General features: G+C 69.4%; 16 protein-coding genes. 7 read left to right on the forward strand and 9 right to left on the reverse strand.

What is annotated here, in order from left to right:
- The first annotated feature begins 157 nt into the window (after positions 1 to 157).
- The 4 genes from ACFY32_RS20440 to ACFY32_RS20455 all read left to right on the forward strand — a co-directional run bounded on the left by ACFY32_RS20440 (position 158) and on the right by ACFY32_RS20455 (position 4,398).
- The gene (locus tag ACFY32_RS20440; protein ID WP_359193850.1) at positions 158 to 1,384 is read left to right on the forward strand and encodes an Ig-like domain-containing protein; all 1,227 of its coding nucleotides are present in this window, start codon (positions 158 to 160) and stop codon (positions 1,382 to 1,384) included.
- Positions 1,385 to 1,526: 142 nt separating this feature from the next.
- Positions 1,527 to 2,777, forward strand: a complete 1,251-nt coding sequence (locus tag ACFY32_RS20445) for an Ig-like domain-containing protein (RefSeq protein WP_359193847.1) — start codon at positions 1,527 to 1,529, stop codon at positions 2,775 to 2,777.
- Positions 2,778 to 2,835: 58 nt separating this feature from the next.
- Entirely contained in the window at positions 2,836 to 3,603 is a 768-nt protein-coding gene (locus tag ACFY32_RS20450) for an enoyl-CoA hydratase-related protein (RefSeq protein ID WP_359193844.1), read from the forward strand.
- 273 nt (positions 3,604 to 3,876) lie between these two features.
- Positions 3,877 to 4,398, forward strand: a complete 522-nt coding sequence (locus tag ACFY32_RS20455; RefSeq protein WP_359193841.1) for an ATP-binding protein — start codon at positions 3,877 to 3,879, stop codon at positions 4,396 to 4,398.
- Here ACFY32_RS20455 and ACFY32_RS20460 read toward each other — a convergent pair.
- A complete protein-coding gene (locus ACFY32_RS20460) occupies positions 4,395 to 5,033 on the reverse strand; it encodes a GNAT family N-acetyltransferase (protein WP_390674908.1) in 639 nt (212 codons plus the stop codon). The genes ACFY32_RS20455 and ACFY32_RS20460 overlap by 4 nt on opposite strands.
- Positions 5,034 to 5,136: 103 nt before the next feature.
- Here ACFY32_RS20460 and ACFY32_RS20465 point away from each other — a divergent pair, with 103 nt between their 5' ends.
- Together ACFY32_RS20465 and ACFY32_RS20470 are read left to right on the forward strand one after the other, a co-directional pair.
- Complete coding sequence (locus ACFY32_RS20465) at positions 5,137 to 5,349, forward strand: EF-hand domain-containing protein (RefSeq protein ID WP_359193837.1); 213 nt, start codon at positions 5,137 to 5,139, stop codon at positions 5,347 to 5,349.
- A 142-nt stretch (positions 5,350 to 5,491) separates the two neighbouring features.
- The gene (locus tag ACFY32_RS20470; protein WP_359193835.1) at positions 5,492 to 6,154 is read left to right on the forward strand and encodes an NAD(P)-binding domain-containing protein; all 663 of its coding nucleotides are present in this window, start codon (positions 5,492 to 5,494) and stop codon (positions 6,152 to 6,154) included.
- Between the two features lies 1 nt (position 6,155).
- Here the strand turns inward: ACFY32_RS20470 and ACFY32_RS20475 are convergent, their stop codons facing one another.
- Positions 6,156 to 6,713, reverse strand: a complete 558-nt coding sequence (locus ACFY32_RS20475) for a glycoside hydrolase family 25 protein (RefSeq protein WP_359193832.1) — start codon at positions 6,711 to 6,713, stop codon at positions 6,156 to 6,158.
- Positions 6,714 to 6,842: 129 nt separating this feature from the next.
- A complete protein-coding gene (locus ACFY32_RS20480; protein WP_359193829.1) occupies positions 6,843 to 8,261 on the reverse strand; it encodes an MFS transporter in 1,419 nt (472 codons plus the stop codon).
- A 432-nt stretch (positions 8,262 to 8,693) separates the two neighbouring features.
- On the opposite strand from ACFY32_RS20480, the gene ACFY32_RS20485 reads away from it, so the two are divergent.
- Positions 8,694 to 9,218: an HIT family protein gene (locus tag ACFY32_RS20485; RefSeq protein WP_359193826.1), complete on the forward strand. Its 525-nt coding sequence runs from the start codon at positions 8,694 to 8,696 to the stop codon at positions 9,216 to 9,218.
- Positions 9,219 to 9,254: 36 nt separating this feature from the next.
- Here ACFY32_RS20485 and ACFY32_RS20490 read toward each other — a convergent pair whose 3' ends face one another.
- From ACFY32_RS20490 to glyA, 6 genes are all read right to left on the reverse strand, one after another.
- Complete coding sequence (locus ACFY32_RS20490) at positions 9,255 to 10,022, reverse strand: hypothetical protein (RefSeq protein WP_359193823.1); 768 nt, start codon at positions 10,020 to 10,022, stop codon at positions 9,255 to 9,257.
- Positions 10,019 to 11,125 (reverse strand): thiamine-phosphate kinase, encoded by a 1,107-nt coding sequence (gene thiL / locus ACFY32_RS20495; RefSeq protein WP_359193820.1) that lies wholly within the window; start codon positions 11,123 to 11,125, stop codon positions 10,019 to 10,021. The genes ACFY32_RS20490 and thiL overlap by 4 nt, the downstream gene beginning before the upstream one ends.
- A 3-nt stretch (positions 11,126 to 11,128) precedes the next feature.
- The gene (locus ACFY32_RS20500; RefSeq protein WP_359193817.1) at positions 11,129 to 11,842 is read right to left on the reverse strand and encodes a (d)CMP kinase; all 714 of its coding nucleotides are present in this window, start codon (positions 11,840 to 11,842) and stop codon (positions 11,129 to 11,131) included.
- A gap of 10 nt (positions 11,843 to 11,852) precedes the next feature.
- The gene (locus tag ACFY32_RS20505) at positions 11,853 to 12,554 is read right to left on the reverse strand and encodes a hypothetical protein (RefSeq protein ID WP_359193814.1); all 702 of its coding nucleotides are present in this window, start codon (positions 12,552 to 12,554) and stop codon (positions 11,853 to 11,855) included.
- A 237-nt stretch (positions 12,555 to 12,791) separates the two neighbouring features.
- Positions 12,792 to 14,159: an L-serine ammonia-lyase gene (locus tag ACFY32_RS20510; protein ID WP_359193811.1), complete on the reverse strand. Its 1,368-nt coding sequence runs from the start codon at positions 14,157 to 14,159 to the stop codon at positions 12,792 to 12,794.
- A 113-nt stretch (positions 14,160 to 14,272) separates the two neighbouring features.
- Entirely contained in the window at positions 14,273 to 15,538 is a 1,266-nt protein-coding gene (gene glyA, locus ACFY32_RS20515; protein ID WP_359193807.1) for a serine hydroxymethyltransferase, read from the reverse strand.
- Positions 15,539 to 15,550 lie beyond the last annotated feature (12 nt).

Raw genomic sequence — 15,550 nt, forward strand, 5'->3', positions numbered from 1 at the left:
GCCTCCCGCGGCTCGTGGAACGGCCGGCGAACACGGATGAAAAGGGCGTACGGCGTCCCGGTCGCCGCTCCGCGTCGCGTCGTCCTCCTCAGTGTTCTTCCCAGCGTGTGGCTCGCACTCACGTTTCCCCCGGGCCGACCGGTCGTTACGGGTGGGTGTGAGGCACCTACATGGACGCACGCGGCGCGCGGGGGCCGGCCTGGCCGCCGTACTGACAGGGGCGGGACTGCTGGCCGTCGCGGCCGGCTGCTCCGCCGGCGGCACCGGACCCGGCGGCGTCTTCGGCAAGCCCCCCGCCGCCGAGGACCTGATCCGCATCTTCCCGGACGACGGCGCCAAGGGCGTACGGCCGGGCCGGGAACTGTCCGTCCGGGTGCCCGCCGGGCGACTGGAGTCGGTGCGGGCGGTGAAGTCCCAGGACGCCCGGCAGGCCCCGGTGCCCGGCCGGATCTCCGCCGACGGCCGGCGCTGGGAACCCGACGACAAGCGGCTCGCGCTCGCCGCGCGGTACACCGTCGACGCCGTCGCCGTGGACGAGCGGGGCCGCCGCTCCGCCCGGCACGCCGCCTTCACGACGTACGTCCCCGGGAAGCGGTTCATCGGCTACGTCACCCCCGAGGACCGCTCCACCGTCGGCACCGGCATGATCGTCTCCCTGGAGTTCAACCGGGCGATCGCCGACCGCGCCGCCGTCGAACGCGCCGTGACGGTCACCGCGCGCCCGGCCGTGGAGATCCGCCCGCACTGGTTCGGCCGGGACCGCCTCGACTTCCGCCCCCGGCACTACTGGAAGCCCGGCACCGAGGTCACCGTCGCCCTGAGGCTGCGCGACGTCGAGGGCGCCCCGGGGGTCTACGGGCTCCAGCACAAGACGGTCGCCTTCACCGTCGGCCGGCACCAGGTGTCGGTCGTGGACGCCGCCGCCAAGACCATGAAGGTCCGCCGCGACGGGCAGCTCCTGGCCACCGTGCCGATCACCGCGGGCGCCGCGAAGACCACCACGTACAACGGCAAGATGGTGGTCACCGAGATGCTCGACGTCACCCGCATGAACAGCCGCACGGTCGGCTTCGGCGGCGAGTACGACATCAAGGACGTCCCGCACGCCATGCGGCTGACCGACTCCGGCACCTTCCTGCACGGCAACTACTGGGCCGAGCGCGAGGTGTTCGGCAGGACCAACGTCAGCCACGGCTGCATCGGGCTGCGCGACGTCAAGGGCGGCGGGGCGGGCACCCCGGCCGGCTGGTTCTTCGACCGCAGCCTCGTCGGCGATGTCGTGGAGGTGGTCCGCAGCAAGGACAGGAAGGTCTCCCCCGGCAACGGGCTCGGTGGCTGGAACATGAGCTGGCGGGCGTGGCGGGCGGGCAGCGCGCTGTACTGACCCCGCCGCCCCGGCCCGAACTCGGTACACAACGGTGACAGTTGCCCCCTCCAGTATGCCTTTGGCCTGCGGTTACTATGCGCCGGTGCGCGCAGGCGCACCAGGGGTGCGGGCCGGACCGGGCCCGGCGAGGGGAGACAAGGTGAACGTGCGTCCGATATCGGGGACGTCGGCGGGCATACGGGGGCGGAACGGCGGGAGGCTGCCGGCACTGATCGTCGGAACGCTGCTGCTGGCGGTCACCGCGTGCGGCGGGGGAGGGTCGGACTCCGGCGGGTCGTCCGGGTCCGGCAAGGGCGGGGGCACGGACTCCACCGCCGCCCGCAGCGAGCAGTCCGAAGCCGTGGTCACCATCGCCCCCGGGAACGGGGCCAAGTCGGTGGACACCAGCGGCGCCCTCAAGGTCGCCGCCGCCAAGGGCAGACTGACCGAGGTCGAGGTCAAGGACGCCGAGGGCCAGCGGGTCGACGGGAAGATATCCGGGGACGGCGCCACCTGGACGCCGTCCACCCACCTGGCCGCCTCCACCACGTACAGCGTGCACGCGGTCGCCAAGGACGCCGAGGGCCGCACGGCGGCGGAGGACTCCCGCTTCACCACACTGACGCCGAAGAACACCTTCATCGGCGAGTTCACCCCCGAGGACGGCTCGAAGGTCGGCGTCGGAATGCCGTTCTCGATCCGCTTCACCCGGGGCATCACCAACCCCGAGGACGTCGAGAAGTCCATCAGCGTCAAGACCGAACCGGCCGTCGATGTCGAGGGCCACTGGTTCGGCAACGACCGCCTCGACTTCCGGCCCGAGAAGTACTGGAAGGCCGGCACCAAGGTCACCGTCGACCTCAACCTCGACGGCGTCGAGGGCCGCGACGGCGTCTACGGCGAGCAGGCCAAGAAGGTCTCCTTCACCATCGGCCGCAACCAGGTCTCCGTGGTCGACGCCAAGAAGCTGACCATGAAGGTCACCCGCGACGGCAAGACCGTCAAGACCGTCCCCGTCACCACCGGCGCCCCCGGCTACGAGACCTGGAACGGCCAGATGGTCATCAGCGAGAAGCTCTCGGTGACCCGCATGAACGGCGAGACGGTCGGCTACGGCGGCGAGTACGACATCAAGGACGTGCCGCACGCCATGCGCCTGACCACCTCCGGCACCTTCATCCACGGCAACTACTGGGGCGGCGACGCCTTCGGCAACCGCAACGCCAGCCACGGCTGCGTCGGCCTGCGCGACACCCGCGGCGGCTGGGACGAGAAGGCGCCGGGCGCCTGGTTCTTCGCCAACTCGATGATCGGCGACGTGGTCGTCGTCAAGAACTCCGACGACGCCACCGTCGCCCCGGACAACGGGTACAACGGCTGGAACATGTCCTGGGAGAAGTGGAAGTCCTGACCCGGAGCGCGTCCGCCCGGCCTTCGCCGGCGCCGTTAATGCCCGTTAACCTCTGGGCATGACAGTGACCCTCGAAGTCGCGGACGGCGTCGGCACCCTGCGCCTGGACCGCCCGCCCATGAACGCGCTGGACACCGCCACCCAGGACCGCCTCAAGGAACTGGCCGAGGAGGCCGCGGGCCGCCAGGACGTACGCGCCGTGGTGCTCTACGGCGGCGAGAAGGTGTTCGCGGCCGGCGCGGACATCAAGGAGATGCGGGCGATGGACCACGCGGCGATGGTGCTGCGCGCCCGCGCCCTCCAGGACTCCTTCACGGCGGTCGCCCGCATCCCCAAGCCGGTGGTGGCGGCCGTGACCGGGTACGCCCTGGGCGGCGGCTGCGAACTGGCGCTCTGCGCGGACTTCCGGATCGCCGCCGCCGACGCCAGGCTCGGCCAGCCCGAGATCCTGCTCGGCCTGATCCCCGGCGCCGGGGGCACCCAGCGGCTGTCCCGGCTGGTCGGCCCGTCCAGGGCCAAGGACCTGATCTTCACCGGCCGCCAGGTCGGGGCCGAGGAGGCACTGGCCCTGGGCCTGGTGGACCGGGTGGTGCCGGCCGCCGAGGTCTACGCGCAGGCCCACGCCTGGGCCTCCCGGCTGGCCCGGGGCCCGGCGACCGCCCTGCGCGCGGCCAAGGAGGCCGTCGACACCGGCCTGGAGACGGACCTGGAGACCGGCCTCGCCGTCGAACGCACGTGGTTCGCCGCCCTGTTCGCCACCGAGGACCGCGAACGCGGGATGCGCAGCTTCGTCGAGGACGGGCCCGGGAAGGCGGAGTTCCTCTGAATCTCCCCCCGAAGGGGTTGCTGTTGACGGGCCATCTGATGCGGTTCCCTCGTTGGGGCGGTTTACGGCAGCCCGCGGCGCCTTCGCGCCGACCGCCCCGAGGGAACCCGTCGATAGCCTCCGGTCGAATCGTCCGCCCAGGTCAGCAGCGCCTTTTCGAATTTCGATCTGCCGCTGGCATATGCCGATCGACTGTCGGCGGGCGGGCGCTCGACGCACGCGCATTCCCCGGGAACGGCCCCCGGGACCGCCCCCGGCGGCCATGATGGGGGAATGGCGGGGCTGGAGGGCACGGATCAGCCGCGGGGAGCCGGACGCGCCACCGCGGCGCGCTGGTCCCCGGCGATCGAGGACGAACGCGCGCTGCGCGCACTGGAGTTGTTCGGCAACCCCACGGAGGCCGAGGTCCCGCTGCCTTCCCGCCCGGAGTCCGCGGCCACCGCGCGCCGGCTCGCCCAGGTGGTGGTCCTGCGCCAGTGGAGCCTCGGCCCCAAGGTCACCGAGGACACCGTCCTGCTCGTCTCCGAACTCGTCGGCAACGCCGTCCGGCACACCGGCGCCCGCGTCTTCGGCCTGCGGATGCGCCGCCGCCCCCACTGGGTCCGCGTCGAGGTCCGCGACCCCTCCCGGGGCCTGCCCTGCCTGATGCCGGTGCGGCCCCTGGACCTCAGCGGCCGGGGCCTGTTCCTGGTCGACAAACTCTCCGACCGCTGGGGCGTCGACCTCCTGCCCCGCGGCAAGACCACCTGGTTCGAACTGCGCGTCCCGGACCGGGACGGCCCCCGCCACGGCTAGCGCCGCCGGAACAGCACCTCCGAGCCCACCGGCCGGAACCCGGCCGCCAGGAACGCGCGCAGACTCCGGGCGTTGCCCGCCGCCACCTGCGCCCACACCGGCTCGCCCCCGGCCAGGTGCCGCGCCGCCGTCGCCAGTCGCCGCCCCAGCCCCCGCTGCCGTACCTCCTCGTCCACCTCCACCGCGGCCTCCAGCCGCCCGCCCACCCCGCGCCCCAGCACCAGCACACCGCCGTCCGCGCCCCACACCCGTACGTCGTCCCGCCGCGCCCGCGCCGAGACCGCCCGCGCGTGCCCCGGACCGCCGGCCCCGGCCCAGCGCACCGGGGCGGACCCCGGCAGCGGCCCCCCGACCAGCAGCACGTCGACCGTGTCGGCCGTCCGTCCCGTCCGCTCCGCGAAAGCCGTCAGGAAACCCGCGTGCGTCGCCGCCGCGAGCGGGTCGCACTCCACCGCCGCCAGCGCCCCGAGCACCCACCCGGGGTCCTCGTCGGTGAACACCACCGCGTGCGCCGTGAACGCGAGCACCCCGGCGTCCCGCTCCGACTCCTGGGGCACCACCGTCGTCCCCCCGTCCGCCGGCGGGAAGACCCCCCGCGCCGCCGCGTCCAGGATGCCCCGCAAGGTCCGTCCCACCGCACACTCCCGCCGCACCGACTTCACGCCCGGAACGTTAATCTGACCTGCGTCAGTACGACGACCACAGCACGACCAGAGCACGAGGATGAGGGGCGGATCGGTGGCGGACATCGAGGAAGCACGCAAGCAGTTCGACCGGATCGACGCGGACGGCGACGGTCTCATCACCCCGGCCGAGTTCAGGACCGCCCTGGCCCAGGGGGGCGACTGGAACGTCACCGAGTCCGTCGCGGAGGCCATCATCAACAGCCGCGACCTGAACGGCGACAAGCTCCTGTCGTTCGACGAGTTCTGGGCGTTCCTGAACAAGTGACGGCCACGGCGGGCGCCCGTCCGGTCACCGGGCGGGCGCCCACCTGTTCGGGCGTACGGAGGAATAGCCCACCCGCCGGACCGGTTACCGATCCTCAACGGCGTGTCATCCCCCATCACCCGGAAGGCCAGGAGAGTCACCCATGAAGATCGGCATCATCGGCGCGGGCCACATCGGCGGCAACCTCACCCGGCGGCTCACCGCCCTCGGACACGACGTCTCCGTCGCCAACTCCCGCGGCCCGCACACCCTCACCGCCCTCGCCGAGGAGACCGGCGCCCGGCCCGTCCCCGTCGAGGAGGCGGCGCGCGGCGCCGAGGTCGTGGTCGTCACGATCCCCCTGAAGGCGGTCCCGGGCCTCCCCTCGGGCCTGTTCGCCGAGGCCGCCGAGGGTGTCGCGGTCATCGACACCGGCAACTACTACCCGCAGCAGCGCGACGGCCGGATCGCGGGCATCGAGGACGACGGCCTCACCGAGAGCCGCTGGACCGAGCGGCACCTCGGCCACCCCGTGATCAAGGCGTTCAACGGCACCTACGCCCAGGACATCCTCGACCGCCACCGCCCGGCCGGCGACCCCGACCGCATCGCCCTGCCCGTGGCCGGCGACGACGAGGCGGCCAAGGCGAAGGTCCGCGCCCTGATCGACGAACTCGGCTTCGACACGGTCGACGCCGGCGGCCTCGACGACTCCTGGCGCCAGCAGCCCGGCACCCCGGTCTACGGCCTGCGGGCCGGCCAGGAGGCCGTCACCAAGGCCCTGGCCGAAGCCTCTCCGGAACGCGGGGCGGACTTCCGCGGCTGACTCAGGCGCCCTGGGCCCACTCCCGCAGCGCCGCTCTGCTCTCGAAGTCGGCGACGTTCTTGTCCAGCGGGTCGTCGGTGTACTGGTGGAAGCGCCACCTGGCCTTGATGCGGGGCTTGCCCGCCGAGACGTAGTCGGCGATCCAGAGCCCGTCACCGGCGTACGAGGTGGTGTCGACGTTCAGCCAGAAGTTCCGGTTGCAGTAGAGGACCACCCGGTTGTCCGGGCGCAGTTCCTTCACCTTGCGGATGAAGCGGTCCTTCTCGGCGTTGCTGGCGTGGGTGCCGTCGCCGGTGGTCTCCCAGTCGACGGCGAGCAGGTCGCCGGGGCGGTCGGGGGCCTTGGAGACGAAGTACTCGGCCTGGGCGGTGAGGTTGCCCGGCCAGAGGAAGTGGTAGAAGCCGACGACGAGTCCGGCGTCCCGGGCCCGCTCCGTCTGGGCCGCGAGTTTGGAGTTGACGTACGAGCGGCCCTCCGTCGCCTTGATGAAGACGAAGGAGAGGCCGTCCGTGCTGTAGGTGGCGGACTGGTACCCGCTCACGTCGATGCCGCGCAGCATGGGACTCCCTCGGATGCCGGTGGGGCTGAAGTGCCCGGGGGGCGGAGGCTGTTGTTATGCCCCGAGGCGCACCGCCGTACGCCGGGCGCGCGGGTGCTCGGCGTACGGCGGTGGTGAACGCCGGTCGGATCAGGAGGCGGTGGCGGCGGCCGGGGCCCGGCCGGTGTCACCGGTGCCGGCGCAGGGCTCGCCGTCGTCGAGGGAGACGTCCTTGGTCTCCTTGCCCAGCAGCAGCGCGGTCAGCGTCAGGACCGCCATCGCGGACAGGTAGACGCCGACCAGCCAGGGCGAGCCGTCGCCCGCCTCCCACAGCGCCACCGCGATGAACGGGGCGACGGCCGCCCCGAGGATCGAGCTGACGTTGTAGGAGATGCCGGAGCCGGTGTAGCGCACGCTGGTGGGAAAGAGTTCCGGCAGCAGCGCGCCCATCGGGCCGAAGGTCATGCCCATCAGGGTGAAGCCGAGGACCAGCCACAGGACGACGCCGAGCGTGCCCAGGCCGATCAGCGGCACCCAGACCAGGCCGAAGACGACGATGCCCGCGGTGACGCAGACCAGGGTGGCGCGGCGGCCGTACTTGTCGGCGAGCGGGCCGGAGACCAGGGTGAACACGGCGAAGAACAGCACCCCGAAGATCATCATCAGGACGAAGGTGGTGTAGCTGTACCCCAGTCCCGGCACGGCGGCGTCCTCGGCGGTGCGGCCGTAGCTCAGCGAGAACGTGGTCATCAGGTAGAACAGCACGTACGTCGCCAGCATGATGAAGGTGCCGAGGATCAACTGCCTCCAGTGCCCCCGCACGACCGTGGCCAGCGGCAGCTTCCGGACCTGGCCGGCCTCCCGGGTCCTGGCGAACACCGCCGACTCCACCAGCCGCGACCGCACCCACAGGCCGATCGCGACCATCACCGCGGAGAACAGGAACGGGACCCGCCAGCCCCAGTCGACGAAGGCGTCGGAGGGCTGGGTCGGGTCGGCGCCGGCCGCGGACGGCAGCAGCGCCCCGATGACCAGGAACAGGCCGTTGCCGATGATGAAGCCCAGCGGGGCGCCCAGTTGCGGGAAGGTGCCGTACAGGGCGCGTTTGCCCTTGGGCGCGTTCTCGGTCGCGACCAGCGCGGCGCCGCTCCACTCGCCGCCGAGCGCGAAGCCCTGCGCCAGCCGCATCAGCACCAGCAGCGCGGTGGCGGCCCAGCCTGCCTGCGCGTAGGTGGGCAGCACACCGATGAGGAAGGTGGCGAGGCCCATGGTGAGCAGCGAGACCACCAGCGTCTTCTTGCGGCCGAGCCGGTCCCCGAGGTGCCCGAAGAAGACGGCGCCGATCGGCCGGGCGACCATCGCGGCACCGAACACCGCGAAGGACGACAGCAGCGCGGTGGTCGGGTCGCTGCTCGGGAAGAACAGCTTGGGGAAGACCAGTACGGCGGCGGTCGCGTAGATGTAGAAGTCGTAGAACTCGATCGTCGTCCCGATGAGACTGGCGATGAGCACCCGCGACCGCGGATTGACGGGCGTCTGGACGGAACCGGGACCTGCTGGTGCGGACATTGCTCGGTCTTTCACGTGTGAACGGTCTGGCTCCGCAACGATCTCAGGCGTCTTAGGAACTGGGAAGTCTGTTTCAGCATATGAGACGTGTGAGGGGTTGCTCCGACTCGGCACGCCGAACGTGATTTCGCCGAATATGGCAGCGGAGTTCCGTCGGCAACACGTTTCGACGAGCTATCTCAACGAAACGCCGACGATCGCGGGGGCGGTGCGCGGCTAGCGCGACGGTGCGGATTTCGCTAACGTTCTGGGACGTTGTTCGTCAGCTTCGGGGCTGATGTGATGAGAATTTCCCATACAGTGCGCTGGACCTGGTCGATCGTGACTTCCCTTTGGAGGGCCGAGCCAACGATGAGGTACGCAGATCTCGACACCACGACGGCAGGCGCGGTTTCTTTGCCGCGACGGCTGGGACGCCGTATATTCCGCTCGGTGCGTCTGGAACGTTGGCTGACGAGCGGCCGGAAAAGGGTCAAGGATATGGAAAACGGGAGTCGAAGGGGTGCGGGCTGTATTTTTTGCGCCTTTCAGGAGCCGGATGTGAACCGCATCATGGATGAGAACAATACTTTTTATATCCGGTATGACAACTTCCCTGCCGCGCAAGGGCATGTGGAGATCGTGCCCAAGCGCCATGTCGAATCATTCTTCGACCTCACGCCGGAAGAAGTCGAAGATGCTTATTCTCTTATCCTGGTCGCCCGGCAAAAAATCACTCAGCGGTACCGTCCCGACGGATTCACGATCGGTGTGAATGAGGGCCGCGCGGCGGGCAGGACCGTCGACCATCTTCATATCCACGTAATTCCTCGGCACTATGGAGACGTCGACGACCCCAGAGGAGGCATCCGACGCGCGGTCCCGAACTGTGACCCGGATGCATGGGCAGAAAAGTCGACAGAGGAGAGGAGTGCCGTTCGGTGGCTCGCCGATGCGCGGGCAGGCGGTCGTCATTGAACCGACCTGGCTGCCGGGCATGCCGATCCGACCGCCTCATAAGGCATCGAAGTCGTCGTGACCGATACGGGAGCACAACGAGTTCACCTCGTGCCAGAAGTCGTCTGTGTTCATGGCGTCATGACCATGCTTGGCATCGACGCTGATGCATCCGATGAACGCCCCTTTGTGCCCTCTGATGGGACTCGCGAAGACAGCCCCTCGATGAGATACCCGCACAAATTCTGACCAGGTGAAACCCATGACGGCGTCGCTTCCCTGCTCGCCCCGGTACGCCTCGAATCGCTGTCGGTTCGTGAGCTGGGCCGTCAGTGTCTGTACGTCGCACGACACTTCTTGATTGCGCTTCCAGCACAGACCCACCACGCCCACTCCCTTGGTGGGTGCGAAGGATCGCGTAGTCGGCGTGCTCCCCAGCCGGTACGTCGCGACGCGGCTGAGGTACCCGCTCAGTGGATGACGAAGAGACCGGCGAATCAGCCATACGTGCAGGCCGAGGTCGCCGGTCTCGGTGGGGGGCTGTACCCGTCTGGTGATGTCCAGCAGCTTGCCGAAGTGGGTGAGCACCTGCTGCCGCAGGACGGCTCGGCGCTCACCCTTCTCCCGCTCCGAGTAGGCCTCGAACGGGGTGAGGGCGCCGAAGACTCCGACCACGCAGACGAGAGCGACGTGCAGATAAGGGCGCTCGTGCGATGCCCGGTCCCAGAAATCGGTGCTGGGAAAGCCGTACTGGCGGGCCACCAGGCCCAGCGTCGCCGCCAACAGGATGAGTCGGTCCGTGAGCTTGGCGGTCAGCTTTCTCATCCCTGGGAGCCCGGTGACCTCGCCGCCAGCAGACTGATGTCGGTTTTCTGATGTTTCCAAGCGACACCTGGAAGCGGCCGGCTCACGCCGTCGCTCACGAGTTCCGCCGCGTCACCGTCGGTCACTTCGCCGATGACAGAGAAGTCCAGCCCGAGGGCGCTGAACTCCTCCCGGCACGACGACACATCTTCCGGAGCGACGGTGAATGCCAACTGGAAATCGGACGAGGCGCTCATGGCCAGCGCCAACGGTTCCGCCTGCATCAGTTCGGCCACCAGGTGAACCGCGGGGTCCACGGGAACGTCCTTCTCCGTCACCCGCATTCCTACGCCACTGGCCTGCATGATCTGCTCGATGGTGGCTTTCAGCCCGTCCGAGGTGTCCTGGCATGCCGTGGCATACGGTTTTCGGGCCAGCAGCCGGCCCTCGGCGACCCGGGCCCTGGGCCGTTTCCAACCATGCAGTAATCGTTGTTCGGCATCCGCGGGCAGCGTCCTCGGAAAAGTATGGCGCCTGGGGAAGTAGGCGACAGCGGCACCGAGCAGGCCGCACGGCCCCGTGACGCACAGCAGATCGCCGGGACGCGCACCGGAACGCTTCAGCACCTTCCCGGGTCGGCAGACACCCAGCGCCGTTCCGGAAAGGATCAGACGCTCGGCGTTCCCGATGTCCCCGCCCACGTTCAGGGTGCCGAAATCCGTGCACGCCTGGTGGATTCCGGCCATGATCTGCCGGAACCCCGCATCGTTCAGCTCGTGCGGGTAGCGGATGACGCTGAGTACACCGATGGGTGTCGCACCCATGGCGGCGACGTCACTGACGTTGGCCGCGACCAGGTAATAGCCGATGTCGAAGTCCGACAGCAGGCCCATCTCGTACAGGATGAACTTCGGCCCGCGGATGTAGTCGGAACCGGCAACCAAACTGAGCGGAGCCCCGATGTCATACACCGCGCAGTCATCCTTGGCGTCGGCCCCCAGGCTCAGCTTCACATCCAGCCCGTCCACTTCCAGGTCGGTCTCCGATTGGCTGCTCAGGAACTCACTCACCAACTGCCGTACGCGGCTGGGCTCGTCGGAGAACTGCTCTTCTTGGTCGGTCACGGTTTACGGTGTCCTGTCCTTGGGAGGCGCACCGGCGAGAACGGCGGATTCGTCGATCGGCGCTACGGGATGTCCCAGCCGACGCAGGACGCAGGTCAGCACCGCCGAGGCCGGCAGATGTGTCGAGTCCAGTTCCAGCGATCTCGGCAGTGCCCGTACGGCGGCGCGGTTCTCGACGTCGAGGTCGGTGGGCGGGCCCACGGCGATGGACCGGTCTTTCCGGTCCCGGTACTGTGCGCGGCGGCGTTCTCTGCGGATCGCCAGCCCGGCGGTCAGGTAGATATTCAGTTCCGCCGCAGGAAGCAGCGTCATCGCCGCATCCCTGCCGACGACGACGATGTCACCGCACTCGTCGATGATGCGTCGATGCAGCCGGAGGATCTCCTGCCGCCAGGCGGCGTCCCGGGCGACGGTCTTGAGATGTGGCTCCAGCAAGGGGTTCCACAGCTCTTCGGTGATGTCTTCCCCCTCCAGGGAAACGGTGTGCTTCTGCGTCACCTTCCCCGAGCCGTCGTACACCACGGGGTGGTGCCTCAGGGCGGAACCCAGTCGTCCTCGCAGGGGATGCCCGGGATCTCGGGACACCGAATAGCCGACAGCACGGTAGGTCAGGCCGGTGTCGAGAAAAGCCAGGCCGAGGCGCTCGGCCAAGCCTGTGGCCAGCGTGCTCTTGCCGCTGGCGGTAGGGCCGTCGATGGAGACGGAATGACGGGGCATGCGCCGCCCTTTACCTCTGCTCAGGTTCCGGTGGTCGATTCTCCGGGTTGTCCAGCGCGTTTTTCCAGTCGCGAGTGCGGGTCATCGTCTCGCGCAGCAATTCCTTCCGTATGAGCAACGCGTAGTCCCAGAGAGGGGTGGGGATTCCCAGTATTCGGCCGGCGACGGAGCGAAGGTACTGGCTGCGGATGGGGTTTCGGCCGTCGTACATGCGGTAGCTTCCTTCATGACCGCACAGGTAGTACGGAGTGCCGCTGAAGGCATTGATCTGTTTGAGATCGGTAAATGTCGCCGCATGCAGGGAGTCGGCGGTGATGGCAGCGTCGACGGCATGTCCGTCGACGGGGAGCAGGTGCCAATGCGCGTGTGAGATACAAGCGCTGGACCGCATTCCCTTGGAAGATCCGTGTTCGAGAACGGTGAGTCGCCCGAACGTCTCGCAGTACAGCGGTTCTACGATGTGCAGTATCGCGTCCAGTTCCTCATGATGGCTGTCGACCAGGTCCGCGAAACTGAGATAGTGAGCCATCGGCAGAAGCAAGAGATGGCCGACGCAGAGGGGGGAGACATCTGCGATGAGGCGAAAATGTGCATGGCTCGAAATGATGCGACCAGGCGGGTTCCCTTCGTAGACCGATGTAAATGTGGTGTCATCGGCGCCCGCGATTTCATGGCAGAAGTCGGAGTCGGTGCACTGGAGCCCGGTATGCATATGTCACCCTTTGCCTGAGGGTGTGGTCGGCGTACGGAAAGGGCGGATGAATACTTTACAAGGCGGCGTATGCGGCACACAAGCAGAAGGTCGAGGTCTTCTGAACTTGACTGAAACGGAGTTGAAGCAGAGAGCTGTTGTGCGTGCTGAGTATCCTGCGTGTTTCGCAGGGCCGGTGAGGCATACGAAAGTACGAGCGCGACCGCGCTGCGGGGCCACCGCTCAGTAGACGCGAGCTCAGCACTCGATGATGTTGACCGCCAGCCCGCCCCGGGCCGTTTCCTTGTACTTGACCGACATGTCGGCGCCGGTCTCCTTCATGGTCTTGATGACCTTGTCCAGGGAGACCTTGTGGGAGCCGTCGCCGCGCATCGCCATGCGGGCGGCGGTGACGGCCTTGACCGCGGCCATGCCGTTGCGTTCGATGCAGGGGATCTGGACGAGGCCGCCGACGGGGTCGCAGGTGAGGCCGAGGTTGTGCTCCATGCCGATCTCGGCGGCGTTCTCCACCTGTTCCGGGGAGCCGCCGAGGACCTCGGCCAGCGCGCCCGCCGCCATCGAGCAGGCGGAGCCGACCTCGCCCTGGCAGCCGACCTCGGCGCCGGAGATGGAGGCGTTCTCCTTGAACAGCATGCCGATGGCGCCGGCCGCGAGGAGGAAGCGGACCACGCCCTCCTCGTCGGCGCCGGGGACGAAGTTGCGGTAGTAGTGCAGGACGGCGGGGATGATGCCCGCGGCGCCGTTGGTGGGGGCGGTCACGACCCGGCCGCCGGCCGCGTTCTCCTCGTTCACCGCCATCGCGTAAAGGGTGATCCACTCCATCGCGAGGGCCTGGGGATCGCCCTCGGAGCGCAGCTTGCGCGCGGTGTTCGCGGCGCGGCGGCGGACCTTCAGGCCGCCGGGCAGGATGCCCTCGCGGGTCAGGCCGCGGTCCACGCACGCCCGCATCACCCCCCAGATCTCCAGCAGGCCCGCGCGGATCTCCTCCTCGGTGCGCCAGGCCCGCTCGTTCTCCAGCATCAGCGCGGAGATCGACAGGCCGGTCTCCCGGGTGCGGCGCAGCAGCTCGTCGCCGGTGCGGAAGGGGTACTTCAGCACCGTGTCGTCGAGCTTGATGCGGTCCGCGCCGACCGCGTCCTCGTCGACCACGAATCCGCCGCCCACCGAGTAGTACGTCTTGGTGAGCAGCTCCGCGCCCTGGCCGTCGTACGCCCACAGGGTCATGCCGTTGGCGTGGTAGGGGAGGGTCTCGCGGCGGTGCAGGACCAGGTCGGTGTCGTAGGCGAAGGGGATCTCGTGGGTGCCGAGCAGGCTGAGGCGGCCCTCGGCCCGGATCGACTCCACGCGCGCCTCGGCCGTCTCCACGTCCACCGTGCGCGGGGAGTCGCCCTCCAGGCCGAGCAGCACCGCCTTGGGGGTGCCGTGGCCGTGGCCGGTCGCGCCGAGCGAGCCGTACAGCTCGGCCCGGACCGAGGCGACGGAGCCGAGCAGCCCCTCGCCGCGCAGCCGCCGGGCGAACATGCGGGCCGCGCGCATCGGGCCGACCGTGTGGGAGCTGGACGGGCCGATGCCGATCGAGAACAGGTCGAAGACCGAGATGGCCACGGGGACTCCTCAAAGCGGGGGTGGTGCGGAGGGGGTGGGGCGCCGGCCGCTTGTGGCGGGGTCCGGCGCCCCGGTCGTACTGCTGTTCGTCCTACGTCGTACTGCCGTGCGTCCTACTTGGCGGTCAGGCCGGGGTACAGCGGGTGCCTGTCCGCCAGGGCGGTCACCCGGGCCTTGAGGGCCGCCGCGTCGTACGACGGCTTGAGCGCCTCGGCGATCACGTCCGCGACCTCGGCGAAGTCCTCGGCGGTGAAGCCGCGGGTGGCCAGGGCCGGCGTACCGATGCGCAGACCGGAGGTCACCATCGGCGGACGCGGGTCGTCGGGGACGGCGTTGCGGTTGACCGTGATGCCGACCTCGTGGAGGCGGTCCTCGGCCTGCTGCCCGTCCAGCGCGGAGTCGCGCAGGTCGACCAGGACCAGGTGGACGTCGGTGCCGCCGGTCAGGACGGAGACGCCCGCCGCCTTCGCGTCGTCCCGCACCAGGCGCTCGGCCAGGATGCGGGCGCCTTCCAGGGTACGGCGCTGGCGCTCCTTGAACTCCTCGCTCGCGGCGACCTTGAAGGCGACCGCCTTGGCGGCGATCACGTGTTCCAGGGGACCGCCCTGCTGACCGGGGAAGACGGCCGAGTTGATCTTCTTGGCGAGGCCGGCCGTGGAGAGGATCACACCGCCGCGCGGGCCGCCGAGGGTCTTGTGGGTCGTGGTGGTGACCACGTGCGCGTGCGGCACCGGGTTGGGGTGCAGGCCCGCCGCGACCAGACCGGCGAAGTGCGCCATGTCGACCATCAGGTACGCGCCGACCTCGTCGGCGATCCGGCGGAAGGCGGCGAAGTCGAGCTGCCTCGGGTACGCCGACCAGCCGGCCACGATCAGCTTCGGCCGCTTCTCCTTGGCGAGCCGCTCGACCTCGGCCAGGTCGACCAGGCCGTCCTCGCCGACGTGGTAGGGGACGACGTCGTAGAGCTTGCCGGAGAAGTTGATCTTCATGCCGTGGGTCAGGTGCCCGCCGTGGGCGAGGTTCAGGCCCATGATCGTGTCGCCGGGCTTGAGCAGCGCGAACATCGCCGCCGCGTTGGCCTGGGCGCCGGAGTGCGGCTGGACGTTGGCGTGCTCGGCGCCGAACAGGGCCTTCACCCGGTCGATGGCGATCTGCTCGACCACGTCGACGTGCTCGCAGCCGCCGTAGTACCGGCGGCCGGGGTAGCCCTCGGCGTACTTGTTGGTCAGGACCGAGCCCTGGGCCTCCATCACCGCGGCCGGCGCGAAGTTCTCGGAGGCGATCATCTCCAGGGTGGACTGCTGGCGGTGCAGCTCGGCGTCGACGGCGGCGGCGACGTCGGGGTCGAGTTCGTGCAGGGGCGTGTTCAGGAGGGTCATCGCGAAGGGCTC

Origin of the sequence: Streptomyces sp. NPDC000134 (assembly GCF_042899225.1) — a bacterium.
Taxonomy (GTDB): Bacteria; Actinomycetota; Actinomycetes; order Streptomycetales; family Streptomycetaceae; genus Streptomyces.

Excerpts from the sequence above, each read along its gene's own strand:
- ACFY32_RS20450 (WP_359193844.1), top strand. The coding sequence starts at position 2,836 with ATGACAGTGACCCTCGAAGTCGCGGACGGCGTCGGCACCCTGCGCCTG.
- ACFY32_RS20455 (WP_359193841.1), top strand. The coding sequence starts at position 3,877 with ATGGCGGGGCTGGAGGGCACGGATCAGCCGCGGGGAGCCGGACGCGCC.
- ACFY32_RS20505 (WP_359193814.1), bottom strand. The coding sequence starts at position 12,554 with ATGCATACCGGGCTCCAGTGCACCGACTCCGACTTCTGCCATGAAATC.
- ACFY32_RS20480 (WP_359193829.1), bottom strand. The coding sequence starts at position 8,261 with ATGTCCGCACCAGCAGGTCCCGGTTCCGTCCAGACGCCCGTCAATCCG.
- glyA (WP_359193807.1), bottom strand. The coding sequence starts at position 15,538 with ATGACCCTCCTGAACACGCCCCTGCACGAACTCGACCCCGACGTCGCC.
- ACFY32_RS20470 (WP_359193835.1), top strand. The coding sequence starts at position 5,492 with ATGAAGATCGGCATCATCGGCGCGGGCCACATCGGCGGCAACCTCACC.
- ACFY32_RS20475 (WP_359193832.1), bottom strand. The coding sequence starts at position 6,713 with ATGCTGCGCGGCATCGACGTGAGCGGGTACCAGTCCGCCACCTACAGC.
- ACFY32_RS20500 (WP_359193817.1), bottom strand. The coding sequence starts at position 11,842 with ATGCCCCGTCATTCCGTCTCCATCGACGGCCCTACCGCCAGCGGCAAG.
- ACFY32_RS20490 (WP_359193823.1), bottom strand. The coding sequence starts at position 10,022 with ATGAGAAAGCTGACCGCCAAGCTCACGGACCGACTCATCCTGTTGGCG.